This window comes from Oscillospiraceae bacterium (genome assembly GCA_034925865.1).
Lineage (GTDB): Bacteria > Bacillota > Clostridia > Oscillospirales > SIG627 > SIG704.
Map to the genome: position 1 here is coordinate 88,608 of JAYFRN010000006.1, position 19,910 is coordinate 108,517.

Sequence of the window (19,910 nt, forward strand, 5' to 3'; positions counted from 1 at the left end):
ATGTTCAGAATACCATTATAATATCATACCAACGTACAATAATCAACACTTGTTTTGTCAATAATGGAATTCGGAGTTATGAATATGATCGCTGATTTTATAATAAAACGCAAGACCTCAGTTATAATTGTCTTTGCTGTCGCCGCAGTTATATGCGCCTTTCTTATGGCTGATGTCTCTGTAAATTACAGGCTTTCGGATTACCTGCCCGAGGATTCAGCTTCGACGGCTGCATTGAAGGTAATGAACGATGAATTTCCTTCCGGCGCTCCCAATCTGAGAGTTTATATTCCTGACATTTCTGTTTCCGAAGCTCTTGAAGCGAAAGAAGAACTCGCAGCTTCATACGGAGTTATTGATGTCATGTGGCTTGACGATGTATGCAATCTAAAAAAGCCGCTTGAAATTTACGACAAATCCGTCACAGAAAACTATTTCAAAGACGGTGGAGCTCTTTTTTACCTTACGGTTGATGAAAACAAAACCGCGTCGGAAGTGGTCTCCGCTCTGAGAGATAAATTTGACAGACGCATCGCGCTTAGCGGAGATATCGCGGATGATGCCGCCTCTCAAATAGCGATTTATACGGAAATAACCCGTATTGTCATAATAATTACACCAATTATTCTGTTAATACTTATATTCGCGACCTCATCGTGGCTCGAGCCGTTGCTGTTTGCGATCGTGATATTAATATCAATAATAATAAACCTCGGAACCAATGTTATATTCGGTAAAATCAGCTTTTTAACACAAAGCGTTGCACCTGTTCTGCAGCTTGCCGTATCAATGGATTACATTATTTTTCTTCTCGCATCCTTCGAACGTGAAAGAAAAGCGGGAAAAGAATCCGATCCCGCGGGGGCAATGAAGAAAGCCATCCGTTCTACCTTTTCTACGGTTCTATCAAGCGGAGTCACAACACTCATAGGTTTTATTGTGCTTGTCCTCATGCGCTTTAAAATAGGACCGGATCTCGGCCTTGTTCTTGCGAAGGGAATCCTTGTCAGCATTGTTTCATCTCTTGTTCTTCTTCCCGCGCTTGTGCTTACTCTGTATAAACCCATTGAAAAAGCGCGCCACCGGAGCTTCATGCCGGATTTTACCAAATTTGCGAAAAGAGCCGTTAAAATAAAATATGTTTCGCTTTTTGTAGCGCTCATCTGTGTTATTCCATGCTTTCTCGCTCAGCGTCAGAACAGCTTTACTTACGGAGCGACAGGAGTCAGTCAGGGTTCACAGCTCGGAGAAGACGCGGAGCTTATCGAAAGCAAATTCGGCAAATCCGCCCAGATGGTCCTGCTGGTCCCGAGAGGCAGCACCGGGACAGAAGCATTGCTTTCAAAAGCGCTTTCTTCCGCTGAAAAAATTACATCTGTCACCTCATATGTAAATACCGTCGGAGCTCTTGTGCCCAACGAGATAATCCCTAAGGATAAAACCAATTCACTCCTTTCGGAGCATTATTCGCGATTCATTATTATAGCGAATGTTCCCGACGAAGGCGCAGAATCGTTTTCGGTAGTTGAAAATGTCCGCTCAATAGCGCAGTTATTTTATCCTGACCGTTATTATCTGTGCGGAACAAACGTGAATACCTATGATATGAAGGAAACCGTAATTTCCGACAACATGATAGTGTCTGTCGCGGTTATTGCCGCGATAGGAATCGTGCTTCTGATAAACTTCAGAAATTTTCTACTGCCGCTGCTTTTATTATTTTGCATTGAGACCGCAATATGGATAAACCTTTCCGTGCCGTTTTTCACCGGCGATACTATTCACTATATTTCATTTCTGATAGTAAACACGGTTCAGCTGGGCGCGACAATCGATTATGCAATCCTGTTTACCGAGCATTATAATAAATTCAGGGAAACCATGAACAAAAAAGATTCGGCAATTCAGGCTGTCCGTGTCGCTGCTCCATCAATAATTGTCTCTGCCGTTATATTGAGCTCCGCCGGATTTGCCTTAGGCATGGTATCTTCAAATTTTATAGTCGGGCAGTTTGGCAGCATTCTTGCGCGCGGAGCGATGCTTTCTGCGTTATCGGTTCTGCTTGTGTTCCCCGCTCTTTTAATGATTTTCGACACACTTATATTGAAAACTGGCTTTTGTCATAAAGCCGCGTCAAAAAATGCCGATGATAACATCATTTCTGATTTTAATAAAGGAGACAATAACCATGAATAAAATTCAAAAGCTTGCCGTAATATTAATTTCACTCAGTATTATCCTGACTTTTTCAACACCTTTTGCGTCAAGCGCAGCTTCGGAGACAGGTAATGCGGAGCAACAGGCCGTTTATAAAAAGAGCGAAACAGTATATGCTTCGCTGAATACCGACGGATCGCCGAAAGGAATATATTGTGTAAATTCCTTTTCCGTAATATCCGAAGGAATAATAACCGATTACGGTTATTACGATAAAACGATCAACCTGACCGACTCTTCCGCGCTTGTGTATGAAAACGGTCTCGTCACATTCAACGCAAAGCCGGGAGAATTTTACTATCAGGGCAATCTGTTTGCAGATAAAGCATTGCTTCCGTGGGAATTTAAAATAGAATACCGCCTGGACGGACAGCTGACAGATGCCGCATCCATAGCCGGAAAGAGCGGAAAAGCGGAGATATCTCTTCACGTAACACCGCGCGACTATCCGGCCGCCAAAAGCTGTACTCTTCAAATATCCGGTTCACTGAAGCTCTCAATATTCTCCGATATTTCCGCCGGAGGCGCCACACTTACTGAAATTGGCGGCGAAACGCAGATTGTCTTTACGGTGTTTCCGAACCGTGCGGCTGATCTGAAAATAGACGCAAATACAAATTCATTCGAATTTTCAGGATTTACAATAGCCGCCGCAAAGGCAGAAATGCCAATTGAGCTTTCTTCGGATTCACTCCCGGATTTTACGAAAGAGCTGGAAGAGTTTTCCAAAGGCATAGGAAAATTTAAAAATGGAGCCGGCTCGCTCTCTGACGGAGCAGCCGAATTGAGCCGCGCGGCAGGTTCTTTGGCGGATGGCTGTCAAACAATAAATAAAGCCACCGCTTCCGCGGCAGCAGGAGCGTTAAAGCTCGCCGATTCGACCTACAATGTCGCCAAATCACTGTCTTCTCTCAGTTTGGGAGGCAAAATATTATCCGACGGAATCAAAAACCTTGCGGACGGAGCAAGCTCAGCGGCCGATAAAGGACAAGACCTTATTTCCGGAGCCGAAAAGCTTTCAAACGGAATCGATTCGCTCCAATCCGGAGCGGATAAGCTCGCGTCGGCAACTTCAGAGCTTTGCAAAGGGCAGAAGGAGCTTTCGGATGGTCTGAATGCTCTGCTTCCAGGAGCGATGTCTCTTTCGGGAGGAATCGGGAATGTCTCAGATACGCTTACTGCACTTACATCAGGCAACGATCAGCTTCTTAAAGGAGCCGAAGAAATCAAACAAAACGCATTCAACCAGGCAAACGTACAGCTCTCGGAAGCTCTCGGCTCACACGCGCCTGTCCTCGAAGAATTAAATTATGCCTCTGTGCTTGACGCGTTGATTTCCGATACAGATGCCGGATCATCCGAATCGGGAACAATAGTATTCAAAACACTTAAAAGCTCTTTGGATTCCATATGTTTGTATTACGACGGACTTGAATCTTACTTAAATACGGTCGGCGTTCTGGCAAAAAACGCTCCCGGGTTGAAATCAGGTTCAGATGCGGTTTACGCAGGCATAGCTTTGCTTTCCGAAGGCGCTTGTACTGTTGCCGCAGGCTCGAAAACTATCTCCGATGGCTCTGCAGGGCTTTCCGCAGGGCTTTCGGAAACTCATTCGGGAGCTTCGGAGCTTTCAGAGGGTGTTAAAGCTTATGTCGACGGAGTAAAAACAATAGCAAAAGGGGCGTCTGAGTCAGCAAACGGAATTTCCGAATACGCAGGAGGCATAAAAATGTTTTCTGATGGCTTCTCGAATTTTACCGACGGTGTTTATTCTATGTCAGATGGCATCAGCTCACTCTCGATGGTAATATCTGATTTTAACTCCGGTGTGACAGCGCTTTCTGATGGAACCAAAACAATAGCTGATGGAGCGAAGGAACTATCCGACGGCTCAAATACACTATATGAAAATACTAACGGGATGAGCGCAGCCGTAAAAGAAAAAATTGACGGAGCTTTAAACGAAATTATTTCCGGTTATTCAGGGAATGGTGAAACGGTTTCGTTCATATCTGAAAAAAATACTTTTACCGATAACGTACAATTTGTGATAATCACAGACAGTGTTTCCTCTACTGAAAACACTCCCATACCCGATCCGGAGCCCCAGGCTATGAACTTCTGGCAAAAGTTCTTAAGTTTATTCGGCCTTTACAAGCAGGAATAAAAGCTTGTGTACAGATGATTCATATATGTAATAAACAGCAATTATTTAATAAGAGAAAGACCCATATACCGAAGTCTTTCTCTTTTATTTATGCAATTATTTAACCGCTGAGTTCATAATAATAATTTTTACATAAGCGGTGATAATTATCCATTAATTTTACAATTTCAAATTTATAATCCAAAAGATCTGAAAAAAGCAGAGCAATATTTGTAAATTATGATGAAATATCATAATTTGCGAATATTGCTATTGTTTTTTAATATCGAAAATGATATAATGGGATTTGAATTTGGATTTATTGCCATGAAAGGAATATCATATATGCACACCCAAACTCCAGCTGACACGATAGTAAATATGATCCGTGCCATAAACGAAGCGGAAGAAGCAAAAGCAAAGAAAGCCGCCGAAACCGGCCGTCTTACGGCACGCGCAAGATTGAAATCGTTATTTGACGAAGGTTCGTTCACCGAAATAGGAGCTTTTTTTAAAAAAAGCGGTTCTCCGGAAAGCGAATCGGATACCGTTATTTGCGCATATGGCGCTCTTGACGGAAGACTGATCTATGCATTTTCACAGGAGTATACCGAATCCAAAGCCGGATTCGGAGAAACACAAGCCGTAAAAATCGCCAAGCTTTATGAGCTCGCAACTAAAAACGGCGCGCCGATTGTCGCATTCCTTGATTCGGCGGGAGCAAACATATCCGAGAATATTTCCGTCATATCGTCATACGGAAAAATAATCAAATGTGCAAACGAAGCAAGCGGAATGATTCCGCAAATTGCTGTCGTAACCGGCATATGCGGGGGAGCCGCCGCAATTTACGCGTCAGCGTGTGATTTTATCGTAGCAGAAAAAAATAACTCAAGTATATATCTTTCCGCTCCGAGTATTGTCAGAGCTTCAGACTCAAAAGCCGGAGCCGGTTTTTCGAAAGCTTCCGATTGCTGCGCGCGCGGAATATGCGCCGCTGTCGGCGACGGAGAAGCAGATACAATCGCTAAGGTAAAACGTCTTCTTTCCTTCATACCTTCAAATTGTGAGGATGGAAATATACAGTTCCCGGTCAACGATGATCCCAACAGACCTACGCTGTGTTTTAACGGCGAATATTCGGCCAGCTCAGTTATTACCGGACTTGCCGACGAAGACAGTATTTTCGAGCTTTATGTCGGTTATGCGGCGGAGCTTAAATGCGGATTTGCCGTGATGGGCGGAATTGTCTGCGGCTTTATAGCCTCCGACGGAGGAAAGCTCACGGCATCGGCAATGAAAAAAGCCGCGGGATTCGTATGCTTCTGCGATATGTTCGGCATCAGCCTCCTCACCCTTGTGGACTCGGATGGCTTTGATGCCACCGAAGAAGCATCTGATGACCTCGCCGGAGCCGCCTCCGATCTTTTCAGTGCTTACGCCATTTCGGAATGTCCCAAGGTTACCGTTTATTTCGGCAAAGCATACGGCAGCGTTTCAGCTGTCCTCGGCGGGAAAGAAACCGGTACCGATCTTGCGTTTGCCCTTCCTTTCGCAGAAATCAGCGTTCTCGCCCCGGAAACAGCTACCGCTTTGATGTGGAATGACAAGCTCCGCGGTGAAAAGGATCCTATCGCCGGAAGAGCCGCGCTTGTTGAAAAATGGCGCAGCGATATGGCTTCTCCTATCGCAGCGGCGCAATGCGGAATGATAGACGATGTGATCATGCCGGATGAGCTCCGCGCGAGACTTATCGCGGCGTTTGACACACTTTCTTCCAGATAAGGAGCGAAATAAATGTTTGAACTTGCTGAAAACGCCACATTAAGCGAAAAAATGCTGATGGGCGGAAAGGTTACGCTGTTGGGACTCGGCACGGTTTTTACCATTCTCGCCTTACTTTATTTTGTGCTTGTGCTGTTCCGCGTAGTCTTTGAAAAAAAGCCCTCCGTCCAATCTGATAAAACAACCGCCGTTGCGGATGGCAGTAATGACAGTGATGTAAATATAGCTTCCGGACTTTCGGCCGCTTCCGATTCTTTGTCCGAACAGGACGAAGACGATGAAGAGCTCGCGGCAGCGATTATCGCCGCCATTTCCGCGTCCTCAGGCAAAGCACCAGGTTCGTTCCGTGTTGTATCGCTTAAAAAGAGAAGATGACATATAGCATACTTAATTAAAACGCGTCTTGAAAGGATTAATAAATTTTTATGAAAAAATATATTGTTACCATCAACGGGAAAGCATACGAAGCAACCGTTGAAGAAGTTTCCGATTCATCAGCCTCTTACACCGCTCCCGCTGCTCCTGTTGCTCCTGTTTCTGCTCCAGCCGCTCCAGCGGTAAAAGCCGCGCCAGTTGCTTCTGTCAAGCCCGCTGCCGCACAGGGAACACAAGTTGCCGCTCCTATGCCGGGGACCATTCTTTCTGTTAAGGCATCTGTCGGACAGACAGTAAAAAAAGGCGAGGCGCTCTGCGTTCTTGAAGCAATGAAAATGGAAAACGATATCGTCGCGCTCTGCGACGGCAAAATTGTTCAGGTTTCCGCCACGAAAGGCTCATCTGTCAACACTGGCGACGTTCTGTTCGTCATTGCGTAAGGGCAGGTTTGGTTTATTGATATGATAGAAGCTATAAACGGGTTTTTGGCTACGACGGGCATAGCTCAGCTTTTAAAAAGCGGAATGGCCATAAAAACTCTCATAATGTATGCTATAATCGGCATTCTGTTTTACTTCGCTATAGTAAAAAAATTCGAACCGATGCTATTATTGCCCATTGCGTTCGGAATGCTGCTTGCAAATCTTCCGGGCGCCGGAATAATACACATGGATATGTTTATTTCCGACGATCCGAATTTTCATATTGACGCGCAGAATATCATGCAGAACGGTCAGCTGCTCGATTTCCTTTATCTCGGCGTCAAGCTTGGCATCTATCCTCCGCTGATATTTCTCGGGATCGGCGCAATGACGGACTTTTCTCCGCTTATCTCCAATCCCAAATCGCTGTTTCTCGGCGCAGCGGCACAGCTTGGCGTTTTTGTCGCGTTTGCTCTCGCTCTTTTATTAGGATTTAATCTTTGCGAAGCGGCTGCGATTGGTATCATCGGCGGTGCCGACGGTCCGACTGCCATATATGTCACTAAAACGCTTGCACCGAATTTATTGGGTGCTATCGCAATCGCCGCGTATTCCTACATGGCGCTTGTGCCTTTCATTCAGAAGCCTATTATGCGCGCTCTGACCACCGACAAGGAACGCAAGGTAAAAATGACTCAGCTCCGTCCTGTTTCAAAGCTCGAGTTGGTTCTCTTCCCGATCGTCGTAAGCGCGGTAGTCTGCCTTATAATTCCCGACTGTACTCCGCTTATCGGTATGCTGATGCTCGGAAACCTTCTCAGAGTATCGGGAGTTGTTGAAAGACTTTCTAAAACCGTTCAAAACGAATTGATCAATATTATTACAATTCTTCTCGGTATTTCTGTCGGAGCAACGGCAAACGCCGAAAACTTCCTCAGCGTAAGGACGCTTATGATCACCGGTCTCGGCTTTTTGGCGTTCTGCTTCTCAACCGCCGGCGGAGTTCTCTTCGGCAAAGTTATGTATGCTCTTTCCGGTGGAAAGATAAATCCCCTCATCGGTTCCGCTGGAGTTTCCGCCGTTCCGATGGCCGCAAGAGTTTCTCAGGATGTGGGCAAGGAATACGATCCAACCAACTTCCTTCTCATGCATGCCATGGGCCCGAATGTGGCCGGCGTAATCGGTTCCGCAGTAGCTGCGGGTGTTTTCCTCGCGTTGTTTAAATAACGCAAAAATTCTAATAAGGAGTATAGGGAATAACCCTGTAATCAATAATATATGGGAGTAAAGATAACTGAAACCGTTCTCCGCGATTCTCATCAGAGCCTTATCGCGACAAGAATGACGACCGAACAAATGCTGCCGATTCTAGGCAAGCTCGATAGCATTGGGTATTATTCACTCGAATGCTGGGGAGGCGCCACATTTGATGCCTGTCTCAGATTTTTGAATGAAGATCCGTGGCAAAGACTCAGAATATTAAAGGATAACGTAAAAAAGACACCTCTGCAAATGCTTTTCAGAGGTCAGAACATACTCGGCTACCGTCATTACGCTGATGATGTCGTGGAATATTTTGTTCAGAAATCAATCGCCAACGGTATCGATATCATAAGAATTTTTGACGCGCTCAACGATAAACGCAACCTCAAGGTTGCAATAAACGCGACAAAAAAAGAAAAAGGACATGTTCAGGCCGCTTTCAGCTATACAACAAGTCCGGTTCATAACAACGATTATTTTTCAAAATTCGCAAAAGAGCTTGAAGAAATGGGCGCCGACTCTATATGTATAAAGGATATGGCCGGACTTTTAAAGCCCTATGACGCATATGAGCTTGTTAAATCGCTGAAATCCGCCGTTAAAATCCCCATTCAGCTCCATACGCATTACACCTCCGGTTTGGCTTCCATGACAGTATTAAAGGCTGTCGAAGCTGGAGTTGATATCGTCGACACCGCGATTTCTCCAATGGCCATGGGCACATCCCAGCCGCCCACAGAATCTATTGTCGCGACATTAGCAGGCACAAAATACGATACCGGTCTTGATTTAATAAAGCTTGATGAAATCAATAAATATTTTACTCCTCTCCGCGAGAAATACTTAGCTTCCGGACTTCTGGATCCCAAGGTATTGAAGGTCGACGTAAATGCTCTTCTATATCAGGTTCCGGGCGGAATGCTTTCGAATCTTGTTTCTCAGCTCAAGCAGGCAGGAAAGTCCGACAAGCTTACAGAGGTTCTTGAAGAGGTTCCTCGCGTACGCAAGGATGCTGGATATCCGCCGCTCGTAACTCCGACTTCGCAAATTGTCGGAACTCAAGCCGTTTTAAATATAATCGGCGGCGAAAGATACAAGATGGTTACAAAGGAATTCAAAGGCCTTCTCCGCGGCGAATACGGAAAAACTCCGGTTCCGGTTGACGAAGCTTTCCGTAAATCAATAATCGGAGATGAAAAGCCGATCACATGCCGTCCCGCCGATCTTCTTAAGCCAGAGCTTAATACTCTCAGAAGTGAAATTTCCGAATATATCGAGCAGGATGAGGATGTTCTTTCCTATGCGCTTTTCGGACAGGTAGCTACAAAATTCTTTGAAGAAAGAAAAAAAGCAAAATATAAGCTTGACGCAGATAATTACGACGGCGAAAAGAAGATCCATTCAGTTTAATCTATTCTATTCTATTAATTTATTAAAAAGGAGCGTTTCAGGTGACAGGCGATAATTTTCTGGCTTTACTTGAGCAAAAGCTCAGATTTGCCACAAAAAGCGACAGAGATAAGATACTCGGCTTTTATCACGAAAAGCTATCCGCCGCCGGAACACCCGATGAGGAGGCCGCGCTGGTTGAAGGCTTTGGCCCGCCCGATGAAATAGCAAAGTCAATACATGAAAAATATGCTGAAATGAATACTGAAGCGACCCGTGTTGGCTCCGGCATCGGAGTCGGAGCAGAAACACGGGTCTCTCCCGGTTCCGTAAAAAACACCTTTTCACAAGAAAGCTTTGCGTCACGCTCATTCACTACGTCTTCAGTTTCCCACTCAGGAACCAAAAAGCGGATGGCGGTAAGATATCCCAAAAGTTCTGAACAGTCTATTCCCGTTAATAAGCTTTGGCTTCCCGAAACCGACGGTCTTTTTGTAATAATTCTCAGAAAGCTTAACGCCTCAAAGCAGGTTCGTCCGCTTATTTTTGCCTTGCTTTTAATTCTTTTGGCTCCTCTTCTGATTATAATTACTGTTCTTGCGTTCGCTTTATATGCCGCTTCAATAGGTTTTATTCTCGCCGTGGCGCTTTGCCTGATTCTCATTATGCTTGGACCGACGGCGATCGCTATAGCGGGTTTAAGCTATGGTATAATAATGCTTTTTCAAAATATAACGATTGCTCTCATTGAAATAGGCATAGGGACGATGGTTTTCAGTATTGTCATTGCGATAGTCGGTATCGGATATCAGCTGGTCGCAGGTTTGATTCCGGCAATCATAGGCAAGCTGTCCGCTTTGTATAAATACGGTCTGCAAATTCTGAAAGCATATTTTTTTGGCACAAGCAGTATTACCAAAGCAGCAATAAAATAACAGCCGCGTTAATAAAACACACTTGCACACTGTTTATAGCTAATAAAGTTAATTAGTTAATTACCAATTGTGAGAGAAGATTATGGCATATGGGCTTTCATATAAAACCGTAATTTTATGATCACTGTTGAATATATGAATGCAGATCAAAGTTAAAGCTCAAGCAAACTTCAGCTTTATACTTTTACGATCAGAATAACCGCATTTCCCGGCAGGAAACGGCAATAAATCACACTTTAATGGAAAGGCATGGCCATAAAGATGAGACACTCGACTAAGTCAATGCTCAAATCGGCTCTTGTGCTGTTCTGCACTGGGTTGATTATTACAACATCATGTTATATTTATGCCGCCGCAAACGGAATTGACGTGTATGGCTCGTCATCGCTTCGTCCTATATATGATTCATATAGCGAAACAATAGACGAGATTCTCGCGCGATCTCCCGACGCCGCAAAAAACGCCAATCCGAGTGATTCGTATCCGCCTTTCTCAGCGATTGAAGTCTTTTCACAGGTTGGAGACATCGCTATTAAAAAGACCAACAGCGCAAGCTATATCGAATATGAAAATGTCGACAAAAACAATCTTAAATGTATAATCGAAGGTGACAAGCTTTCTGTCTCAGAAATAAATCCTGTTATGTTCATGGGAGTTTCAGTAAAAAAAGACGGTATTGCCTTTGACGGGCTCAGACAAATTTTCAACAGAAAAGCTACATTCAATCCCAACAGAAAAATCACTTTATATATAAATGAAGCCAAGCCGTTTTTAAGCGTATCGGTTAAAGCCAATATCGGCGATATTGAAATGGACGGAATCTCGGCTTATAAAATAGAGCTTAACCTTTCATACGGAACCGCAAAGGTTCATAACACGACCGTCATTCCAGGCACCAACGAAAGCATAATCAGAATTAACGGAGATATTGCAAGCATTGAATTTTCCGATAATTCCTATCCAATATGTGACATTTCAGTAATATCAGGCAATATTCACGCCTCTGTAAGTGAAAGTAAAAGCAATTTTGAAACGACACTCGGCACAATCTCGGTCGTCACATCATCGGAGCTTAGTGATTATACAGTCAGAATGTCCACTAACTACGGAGATGTAAAGATTCAGGGAAAAAAAGTTACGGACAAAAACGAATATAATCATCAAGGGGCTACAGCAAGCTCGATTTGGATAAAGGCCGGAGCCGGAAACATATCCGTTTCATCACAATCAGTCATATCAAATGGTCAAACAAGTTCAGAAGAACCGGAAATTACCGCAACAGAAACAAATACTGCAAATGAACCGTCTCCTACCGGAGAAATTGCAAATTGATTATTAAAAATTAAATATGTATAGAAAATGTAATTTGTGAGAATAATACCTGCGGACAAGAAAATATACCGCGGGTATTTTCATGTCCTTACCTATAGATAGTTTTATACAACTGAGAAATTTGAAGAAAGATAATGGTAACAGCAATGGTTGACAGGATAGCATTGACTCTGCTTATTATCGGCGGAATCAACTGGGGCAGCATCGGACTGTTCGGCTTCGACATCGTCGCTTGGATCAGTGGCGGCGTAAACACGCTGATCGCGCGAATAATATATACTGTCGTCGGACTTTGCGCGCTATGGTGCATTTCTCTGCTTTTCAGAGAAAGAGACAGCGAGCCCGAACGGATCTGATTTATTAACTCGGCAATTAAATAATTACCGCTATAAGAGAGAAAAGGCTCTGGTATATGAGCTTTTCTCTCTTGTAAAACAAGGATTATTTAATTGCCTTAATAATTATAATACGGCATATTTCGCGGGACGCCTGCCGGATATAGACAGTCGTCCCTTCCCTATATTCTGACATATGATCTCTTATCTCGAAAAGCATTGAAAACCTTTACTATTATCAACATGCTCGGTCTATCATCGTCAGAATTCATGTCATAACGTCACACTTATAAGAATCACCGGAACGAATGTAACGTTCCGGTGATTCTTCGGATTCGACCTAATAGATAGCTTTTGCAATATTTGAGCAAGCGAGGCATTTTAATAAACAAGGTTTATTAAATGCCGTTTTAATAATATACCCGCATCTGCCGTGTGCATACGTATTGAAACCCTCGCTTTCGCAAGGTACGGTTTCCTCTCTCTGACTCAATGCTCCCAGCGTCCGCCAGCAGCGACTTGCGCGCTGAACAAGCGGGAGGTCTGCAACCGTTTTGAGAAGCCGGAATCCATTTCAATTTCGTAGGGTTAAAAACGTATACATCACGTACAGCGCAGGAATAAATTAATTATTATCTTCTTCTTCGGAGGCTTCCTGGTATTCTTCCTCGTCACCTTCGTCGTAGTCATATTCTGCGAGCACTTCATTTTCGAAAGCATCGGCAACTTTATCAAATTCGTCATCATCGTCAATGGTGACAAGGACTTCCTCACCGTTCTCATCGACAAGCTTGAGGATTATATATTCGTCATCATCGCTATTATCGGGGACAAGCGCAAGATATGTGAATCCATCCATTTCAAGATTTCCGATGACCTGGAAATCACGCTCCACTCCATCCTCGTCGGTAAGTGTCACGCTTTCATAATCAAAGTTTTCGTTTTCGCTCATGGTGATATCCGTTTCTCGGGAGCATCAATAATAATTTAATCTTTTATCCGCCGCCTTCTCCCGCAAGACGGCGAAGCCGATATGTCTTTACGGCTATATTTTATAATGAACACGGGTTTTAGTCAATAGTTTTTTAAGATTTTTTTATTTGAGTGCGGATTAATATTATCAAATGGTAATTATTGCGTTCGAAAATGCAATTATTCGGAAGACATTATTTATGCGACAATTATTTAATGCCAGTTAATAAAATATTTTATATGAAAGCTGCTTTTCGCATTGAAAAATGACTGATATGTGATATAATGAATGGGAATTATTATGAAAATATCAAGGATATTAAAATGCCATTGAAAAAAGTAACAAAGAAGACCCGAAATTCACCTAAGCTTGATATGATTTTTATTGTATCGGCCGTAGCAGTAATATTCTTATTTATTTATCTGAACTCACATAATTTTTTCTCCAAACCCGGATCAGACACCGATGAATCGGAAACGACCTGCGTTTCCGACAGTTCGACATATGCCGTAAATATTACTGATGAACCGATTTTCACAGGGCAGGTCACGCCGGAAACTCATATTTCAGAACCGGTTAAAACATCGACTGATAAAACAGAATGTACAACCGGCGCTCCGGATACCGTAGCTGAAACCGAAACCGGTGAGACAAAATATATGACCGTGACGGATGACTATTTTAAAGACGCCGCATTTGTCGGTGATTCGATTACAGATATGTTTATTCTTTATGCGAACATAAAAACCAATGCTTTTTTTTCGCGTGGAATAATGGTAAATAACCTTTTTGAAAAAAAATTCGTCTTAGACGGCGATGATAAAATTGCTCTTGGCGAGGCGTTTAAAAAAGCTCCGGATATTAGAAAGGTTTACATAATGGCCGGTACAAATGAACAGGGCTGGAGTTATCCCGCGCTATTCAAAGATTATTATAAAAAAGCCATTATGGAAATACGAAAATGTCTGCCGGATGCTATAATATATGTTCAAGGTACCTTACCTGTTACCAGAGAAGCCGAGAAACGAACCGACGCAATTTATGACAATAATATTGCCTCCGATTACAGAAGACAGACAATTGAGTTATGCGGTGAACTAAAGGGGCAAAATATATACTACCTTGACATACCATCTATTTTCATTGCGGAAGACGGATATATGTCGGATGGTGTTTCGTTTGACGGTGTGCATCCGGTTAAAAAATATGTTGAAATATGGCGCGAATATTTAAAAACTCACGCTGTCATCAATGAAGCATCAGGAAACTGAACTCAATTTTTAAAAGTATCTCATTTAATCTATTATTACCGAAAGGTTAAAGCAAACAATGTTAAAAAGAATACTGTTTATGATAATCGTTCTTACCATAGTATTTACAGTTTTGGCGTGCGATATTATTAAAAACGCCGATCTGACCGATAAAGACATAGAAAGCATGATTGACGAGCTCAAGAATTCCGAAGTTTTTTCCGAGGATATTGAAAAGATCGGCGACAATTCCGTCGCGGTCATATATAGTATAGCAGAATCCGCCGAAACGAGTATATGTTATTCCGGTATTTCAGGTCTTAAGGCGGAAGAAATATCAGTGTTTAAAGCAAAAACTGAAGAAGATGCTGTCAGCTTCTGCGCATATCTGGAGGCATACCGCGATTCCAGGCTTAAACAATTTGAAAATTACGCTCCGGCCGAGGCGCCGAAGCTTCGTGACGCTATTATAAAAAGAAGCGGTTTGTATGTAATTTACGCCGTAACCGACAATTCTGTAAAAGCCTCGCAAATTATTGACAGTTATCCCAAAAAATAACATGACACAGTTAAAATAATCAAAAAAGCAAAATTAAATACAGAAAATTTTATTATATATTCTTTTGCCTTATCGGGATTGTGTTTTATATATTCTCTGAACGTAATAAGGCTCGCCATAGACGATATAAGCGTCCCGACTCCTCCTATATTAACTCCTCTCAGCAGCTCCCTGTAATTATCGGTAAAGCCGGAAAGCAATATCGCCGTCGGCACATTGCTGATCAGCTGGCATGAAAGCACGCTTGTTAAAAGTGTGCTTTTTTTCATTATATCCATAAAGAACAGTCGTATCGGTTCTATGCGTGAAACATTTCCCGCAAATATGAAAAAGCAAACAAATGTCAAAAGCAGCGTATAATCCACGTCACTCAAGGCTTTCCTGTCCATTAAAAACAGAGCCGGGAAAATAACTGCGGGCCCTATATAATACGGTATTGCGCGGAATACTATAGCTATTGACAAAACAAAAAGCAAAATATATACAACCGTCCGCAGCGGAGGCAAACGCTTCCCTTCGTCGGGTATATCAATTTTTTCAGGAGCGATAAACAGACAGCATACAGTTATGGCCGCTATTGAAATTGCAAATGGAAATGCCATTATACTGACGAATTCGCTGTCCGGTATGTTGAATTTTGAATACAGAAACAAATTCTGCGGATTTCCGAATGGAGTGAGCATTCCTCCGAGATTTGCGGCTATGTTCTGCATTATAAAAGTGAATGCCATTAATTCTCTTTTTCCGGTTTTTTCGAGAATGTAATATCCGAGCGGAAGAAAGGTGATTAAAGCCATATCGTTGGCTATAAGCATAGAACCAATAAAAGTAATGAAAACGAGCCCCAAAACGGACATCCGCGCCGATTTGAATACAGCCACCACTTTTCGGGCTAAAATAGAAAAAAGCTCTATATTACGCATAGCGCATACTACAGAAAGCACGCAGAAAAGGCATGTAAGGGTTTTCAAATCGAAATATGAAGTATATTTTGCGTCAGGTGTGATAAAAACACACGAAACCGCCGCTGCCATGGCAGCGACGGTCAGTACCGTATTTTCCTTTATGAATTTTTTAATATTAACCATTAATGTTTTTATACCTTGTTGCATCCGCGTATAAATTATCGTATGCGGATGTTTTGGTCGCACTCCTCTTTCTAGCGCAATTTTCACGCCAAATGAATTATATCACTTTAATATAAGCAATCAAGTGTTTTATTTCTAATATTTGAATAATTACGTACTTTTTCAGCAAATAATACTTATTGAATCATAAATAACGGGAGATGTATATGAAAGCAAAATATTCAGACAACACAAAAATAAACAACTCAATTGACGGCGATGATAATGAAAGTCAAGAAGAACATCCGGATAATACGCCGACGGAAAGAGATGCAACGAGCATATCGAAGGCCGATGGATTTTCAATCTGCACTATTCTTATAGCCGGTCATATAGAGGGGCATTCATCGGTTTCGCCTCCTATGAAAGCGACAAAATATGAACGAATTATCCCGGAGCTTGTCGCTTTTCAACGTAATCCTGATCTCGACGGACTGCTTATCATTTTGAATACCGTGGGAGGTGATGTTGAAGCCGGGCTTGCGCTTGCGGAGTTGGTCGCGTCGCTTGATAAGCCGACGGTTTCACTCGTGCTCGGAGGCGGACATTCCATAGGCATTCCGATTGCGGTTGCCGCACAAACCTCGTTCATCGTAAAATCCGCAACGATGACACTTCATCCCGTGCGGACTGGAGGCGTTATAATAGGAGCAGAGCAGAGCTTTGAATATATAATGCGTATGCAGGATAGAGTCACAAATTTTATTCTTGATCATTCATCCGTGTCAAAAACCGCTCTTAACCGTTTGATATATTCAAACAAAGAGCTTTCAGGCGATATCGGAAGTCTTATTGACGGAGAGCGTGCCGTTAAAATAGGATTGATAAATAAAGTCGGTGGGCTTGTCGACGCTCTTAATGAGTTAAAATCCATTACAAAGAGGAATAAACCAGATCCATCTTCCGTACCCACATAATTTTTAAAAAAGTATTGAAAAAATCCTTGTATAGTCATATAATAAGATGTATATTTTTGTTCCGTATTAATTTGTTCTGATTTCCATTTTTTTGGTATAATGGAAGCATTGCTTTAAAGGATTAAATATGAAAAAATCGCGCGAGACCGAAAAAAAGAATTCTGAATTACCGAATGCCGGAAAGTACAAACACCGCCTCGGCGACCGCAAGGACGGAAGAAAGCTGCGCTCATTGCAGCCTATATCCACTGTGGCCGCTTACATAATGCCGACTCGAAACGGAGCCAGCAACCTTATTAACGACAGCGTCGAAATATCCGAAATTGAAAAATTTATCCTTAAAAAGCGCGGAGAAGGTTTGAAGGGCTTTGGAATAATTCACTTTTTCATAGCCGCCTATATCCGTCTGTGTTCTCAGCGTCCCGGCATAAACAGATTCATATCCGGACAGCGCATATATACAAGAGACTACGTCGAAGTGAACATGGCCGTAAAAAAGGATTTTGCCCTTGATGCCGAAGAAACGATGATAAAAATGGTCTTCGACAGAGCGGCAACTGTCACCGATGTATATAACAAAATGACTGAGCTGACCGAACAATACAAAAACGACTCTGACGGTCCGAGCGATTTCGATAATTTTGCGAAAGTGCTTAATTTCATCCCAGGTATAGTTTTGAAGTTTGCCGTATGGAATTTAAATTTATGGGACTATTTCGGCTGGCTGCCTAAGTCATGGACCGATCTGAGCCCATTCCATGGATCATTGGTCATTACCTCGATGGGTTCATTGGGCATACCACCGGTTTATCATCACCTTTATAACTTCGGAAATGTTCCCGTGTTTTTTGCATATGGAGCGAAGCGTTTTGTCAGAGAGCTCAATGAAGACGGGCAAATTCAGATTAAAAAGCTTGTCGATTTTACCTTCGTCACCGATGAGAGAATCTGTGACGGTTATTACTTTGCGTCCGCACTCAAACTTTTAAGGCAATTATGTAAGAACCCGGCTATGCTTGATATACCGCCCGAAACAATAATTGATGATATTGAATGACTTATTAAAACGGCATTTAAATAAGTCTTGTTTTATAAGAGAGAAAAGCCCATATACAGAGTCTTTTCTCTCTTTAAGCGGTAATTATTTAAATGCCGAGTTAATAATAAAATATTATTTAATTACGGTTTTAATAGTCATGTTGTTACATGCTACGGAGGCATCAATTGTCAGCTAAATTTCAAAACGAAGCTCCTGATCCGGAAAAGTTGATCATTAAGCGTATAGGAGCAGCTCTTTTACTCGTGTTTATCGCATCGCTGCCTATACTGATTTTTTCAGGAATAATAAAACTGCCGTTCATTTCTCTTCCCTTTGACACAAAAGAATCAAATAATACAGGCTCGACCGCAGATCCGGATATTACCGGAGGCACTCATGAGACCGGCTCCATGTCCACTGGAAATGTCAGCACAGAAACCGCGACAGAACCAGATCCCGCAGAACAATTAAAGAGTGTTCTCGCAGGCTTTGAAGTTTTTTCGTCGGAATTTGCCGAAAAAGGGTATTTGCTTTCCGACGGAAGATACAATCAGGATGAATACAAGCTGATGCTGATCGACACGTCAGCCATTGTTCTTCCTAAAGCATTTACCTTCGGCGACGATGTCCGGGAAATCGTCTTTCGCAGCGACAAGAATAAAGAAAACGTGCAAACAGTTGCTTCGGTGCGCCCTTCGTTAAAACCGAGAATGGGCTTTATTTTTCGTGAAAACGCCGACGGCGCAATGTCTCTGCTGCGTCCTGACGGGGCGGTTATCTACGATCAGATACCGGAAAACGTGAGTTTTGTCGGCGCGCGCGACAGCAGTGATAATCCAGTTTTTCAGATAGACGACAAGTATTGTTATTACGATTTCACTTCCGGGTCTTTTGTTTCGAGTACATATGACCCGAAGCTTGATTATCGCGGCATTGAATTTGATTATCCCTCTTATTACGGAAAGCCGGACAGCGACGTCATAAGATTTCACACTTCAGCAAACAAATGGGGTTATAAAAAATTAGACGGCACACCATGCCTGGGCACAGATAATAATTACGGGCAAATAGGCGCTTATGAATTTCGTGATGAACGAGGCGTTATATTCATGTCTAATAACAGCATGGAAGTTGTTCAAAGATACGGCGGCATTGCTATTTCAAATGTTTCTTTGTATCGTCCGGAGCATGACGGAATAGAAAAGCTCGGATTTTATATGTATGAGTTTGGTTTAATGCGCGCCAGAATAAAAAAATTCAACAACAAAGGCGAAATGATAAAGGATTATGAAACGGTGATCGGAATAAGCGGTGCCGAATTTTTCCTTCCCGCCGATTATGAAATAATATCGTATTCCGACGGCGTCTTTCTGATGAAAAAGGGAGATTATTATGGATATCTCTCTCATACAGGAAAATGGATCTGCAAACCTGTTTACACATACGCACAGCCCTTTATGGAGGGATTGGGCGTTATCGGGTACAAGGACGGGAAAAAGGGCATGATGGACACATCGGGTAATTACGCTGTTCCTCCCGTATTCGATCAGATAACCTCATGTTCCGGAGGAGTTATTTCTCTTTACGACGATCTGACGGGATATTATCTCATACACAAGCTTTTAATTCCCTCGTCTACCGCGGATAATTCCGCGGTAGATAATACTGTAGCAGAAAACTCAGACGGAGAAAGCTCTGCCGAATAAATATCTGATAATGCAGTGCAATGACAAGTAATCAAGTCGCGCTTCTTCGTTGTGAAATTAATTCCTTTGCGTAATTGATTAAATTCCGTGATATTCCGTATGTGTTGTTTTTGCTTTTAAATACATATCGATGATACGTT

17 protein-coding genes and 1 other RNA gene are annotated in these 19,910 nt (G+C 42.7%); 15 read left to right on the forward strand and 3 right to left on the reverse strand.

The window, feature by feature from the left end:
- Nucleotides 1-84: 84 nt before the first annotated feature.
- From VB118_02695 to VB118_02740, 10 genes are all read left to right on the forward strand, one after another.
- A complete protein-coding gene (locus VB118_02695; protein ID MEA4831512.1) occupies nucleotides 85-2,196 on the forward strand; it encodes an MMPL family transporter in 2,112 nt (703 codons plus the stop codon).
- Nucleotides 2,189-4,384, forward strand: a complete 2,196-nt coding sequence (locus tag VB118_02700; protein ID MEA4831513.1) for a hypothetical protein — start codon at nucleotides 2,189-2,191, stop codon at nucleotides 4,382-4,384. The genes VB118_02695 and VB118_02700 overlap by 8 nt, the downstream gene beginning before the upstream one ends.
- Before the next feature lie 324 nt (nucleotides 4,385-4,708).
- Entirely contained in the window at nucleotides 4,709-6,148 is a 1,440-nt protein-coding gene (locus VB118_02705) for a carboxyl transferase domain-containing protein (GenBank protein MEA4831514.1), read from the forward strand.
- Nucleotides 6,149-6,160: 12 nt separating this feature from the next.
- Nucleotides 6,161-6,523, forward strand: a complete 363-nt coding sequence (locus VB118_02710; protein MEA4831515.1) for an OadG family protein — start codon at nucleotides 6,161-6,163, stop codon at nucleotides 6,521-6,523.
- A gap of 50 nt (nucleotides 6,524-6,573) precedes the next feature.
- The gene (locus VB118_02715) at nucleotides 6,574-6,963 is read left to right on the forward strand and encodes a biotin/lipoyl-containing protein (protein ID MEA4831516.1); all 390 of its coding nucleotides are present in this window, start codon (nucleotides 6,574-6,576) and stop codon (nucleotides 6,961-6,963) included.
- Nucleotides 6,964-7,047: 84 nt separating this feature from the next.
- Nucleotides 7,048-8,172: a sodium ion-translocating decarboxylase subunit beta gene (locus VB118_02720; protein MEA4831517.1), complete on the forward strand. Its 1,125-nt coding sequence runs from the start codon at nucleotides 7,048-7,050 to the stop codon at nucleotides 8,170-8,172.
- Nucleotides 8,173-8,223: 51 nt separating this feature from the next.
- On the forward strand, nucleotides 8,224-9,618 hold the full coding sequence (locus VB118_02725) for an oxaloacetate decarboxylase subunit alpha (GenBank protein ID MEA4831518.1): 1,395 nt from the start codon (nucleotides 8,224-8,226) through the stop codon (nucleotides 9,616-9,618).
- Nucleotides 9,619-9,659: 41 nt separating this feature from the next.
- Complete coding sequence (locus VB118_02730) at nucleotides 9,660-10,532, forward strand: hypothetical protein (GenBank protein MEA4831519.1); 873 nt, start codon at nucleotides 9,660-9,662, stop codon at nucleotides 10,530-10,532.
- 261 nt (nucleotides 10,533-10,793) lie between these two features.
- Nucleotides 10,794-11,864: a DUF4097 family beta strand repeat-containing protein gene (locus VB118_02735; protein MEA4831520.1), complete on the forward strand. Its 1,071-nt coding sequence runs from the start codon at nucleotides 10,794-10,796 to the stop codon at nucleotides 11,862-11,864.
- A gap of 146 nt (nucleotides 11,865-12,010) precedes the next feature.
- Nucleotides 12,011-12,220, forward strand: coding sequence for a DUF378 domain-containing protein (locus VB118_02740; protein ID MEA4831521.1), 210 nt, complete (start codon nucleotides 12,011-12,013; stop codon nucleotides 12,218-12,220).
- Nucleotides 12,221-12,614: 394 nt separating this feature from the next.
- Here the strand turns inward: VB118_02740 and ssrS are convergent.
- Together ssrS and VB118_02750 are read right to left on the reverse strand one after the other, a co-directional pair.
- Nucleotides 12,615-12,823, reverse strand: a non-coding RNA gene (gene ssrS / locus VB118_02745) — 6S RNA.
- A gap of 1 nt (nucleotide 12,824) precedes the next feature.
- Nucleotides 12,825-13,151 (reverse strand): DUF1292 domain-containing protein, encoded by a 327-nt coding sequence (locus VB118_02750; protein MEA4831522.1) that lies wholly within the window; start codon nucleotides 13,149-13,151, stop codon nucleotides 12,825-12,827.
- Between the two features lie 344 nt (nucleotides 13,152-13,495).
- On the opposite strand from VB118_02750, the gene VB118_02755 reads away from it, so the two are divergent.
- Both VB118_02755 and VB118_02760 read left to right on the forward strand, forming a co-directional pair.
- Entirely contained in the window at nucleotides 13,496-14,443 is a 948-nt protein-coding gene (locus tag VB118_02755) for a GDSL-type esterase/lipase family protein (GenBank protein ID MEA4831523.1), read from the forward strand.
- Nucleotides 14,444-14,501: 58 nt separating this feature from the next.
- A complete protein-coding gene (locus VB118_02760; protein MEA4831524.1) occupies nucleotides 14,502-14,981 on the forward strand; it encodes a DUF4358 domain-containing protein in 480 nt (159 codons plus the stop codon).
- On the opposite strand, the gene VB118_02765 is transcribed toward VB118_02760, so the two are convergent.
- Entirely contained in the window at nucleotides 14,966-16,069 is a 1,104-nt protein-coding gene (locus VB118_02765; GenBank protein ID MEA4831525.1) for an SLC13 family permease, read from the reverse strand. The genes VB118_02760 and VB118_02765 overlap by 16 nt on opposite strands.
- Before the next feature lie 206 nt (nucleotides 16,070-16,275).
- Between VB118_02765 and VB118_02770 the strand changes: the two genes are divergently transcribed.
- The 3 genes from VB118_02770 (at nucleotide 16,276) to VB118_02780 (ending at nucleotide 19,770) form a co-directional block, all read left to right on the forward strand.
- The gene (locus VB118_02770; GenBank protein MEA4831526.1) at nucleotides 16,276-17,025 is read left to right on the forward strand and encodes an ATP-dependent Clp protease proteolytic subunit; all 750 of its coding nucleotides are present in this window, start codon (nucleotides 16,276-16,278) and stop codon (nucleotides 17,023-17,025) included.
- Nucleotides 17,026-17,152: 127 nt separating this feature from the next.
- Nucleotides 17,153-18,082 carry a hypothetical protein gene (locus tag VB118_02775; protein ID MEA4831527.1) on the forward strand — a complete coding sequence of 310 codons (930 nt, stop codon included), beginning with the start codon at nucleotides 17,153-17,155 and terminating at the stop codon, nucleotides 18,080-18,082.
- 167 nt (nucleotides 18,083-18,249) lie between these two features.
- The gene (locus VB118_02780; GenBank protein ID MEA4831528.1) at nucleotides 18,250-19,770 is read left to right on the forward strand and encodes a WG repeat-containing protein; all 1,521 of its coding nucleotides are present in this window, start codon (nucleotides 18,250-18,252) and stop codon (nucleotides 19,768-19,770) included.
- Nucleotides 19,771-19,910 lie beyond the last annotated feature (140 nt).

Excerpts from the sequence above, each read along its gene's own strand:
- VB118_02710 (MEA4831515.1), top strand. The coding sequence starts at position 6,161 with ATGTTTGAACTTGCTGAAAACGCCACATTAAGCGAAAAAATGCTGATG.
- VB118_02765 (MEA4831525.1), bottom strand. The coding sequence starts at position 16,069 with ATGGTTAATATTAAAAAATTCATAAAGGAAAATACGGTACTGACCGTC.
- VB118_02725 (MEA4831518.1), top strand. The coding sequence starts at position 8,224 with ATGGGAGTAAAGATAACTGAAACCGTTCTCCGCGATTCTCATCAGAGC.
- VB118_02735 (MEA4831520.1), top strand. The coding sequence starts at position 10,794 with ATGAGACACTCGACTAAGTCAATGCTCAAATCGGCTCTTGTGCTGTTC.
- VB118_02760 (MEA4831524.1), top strand. The coding sequence starts at position 14,502 with ATGTTAAAAAGAATACTGTTTATGATAATCGTTCTTACCATAGTATTT.
- VB118_02770 (MEA4831526.1), top strand. The coding sequence starts at position 16,276 with ATGAAAGCAAAATATTCAGACAACACAAAAATAAACAACTCAATTGAC.
- VB118_02695 (MEA4831512.1), top strand. The coding sequence starts at position 85 with ATGATCGCTGATTTTATAATAAAACGCAAGACCTCAGTTATAATTGTC.
- VB118_02705 (MEA4831514.1), top strand. The coding sequence starts at position 4,709 with ATGCACACCCAAACTCCAGCTGACACGATAGTAAATATGATCCGTGCC.
- VB118_02715 (MEA4831516.1), top strand. The coding sequence starts at position 6,574 with ATGAAAAAATATATTGTTACCATCAACGGGAAAGCATACGAAGCAACC.
- VB118_02700 (MEA4831513.1), top strand. The coding sequence starts at position 2,189 with ATGAATAAAATTCAAAAGCTTGCCGTAATATTAATTTCACTCAGTATT.
- VB118_02720 (MEA4831517.1), top strand. The coding sequence starts at position 7,048 with ATGGCCATAAAAACTCTCATAATGTATGCTATAATCGGCATTCTGTTT.
- VB118_02775 (MEA4831527.1), top strand. The coding sequence starts at position 17,153 with ATGAAAAAATCGCGCGAGACCGAAAAAAAGAATTCTGAATTACCGAAT.
- VB118_02755 (MEA4831523.1), top strand. The coding sequence starts at position 13,496 with ATGCCATTGAAAAAAGTAACAAAGAAGACCCGAAATTCACCTAAGCTT.
- VB118_02750 (MEA4831522.1), bottom strand. The coding sequence starts at position 13,151 with ATGAGCGAAAACGAAAACTTTGATTATGAAAGCGTGACACTTACCGAC.
- VB118_02740 (MEA4831521.1), top strand. The coding sequence starts at position 12,011 with ATGGTTGACAGGATAGCATTGACTCTGCTTATTATCGGCGGAATCAAC.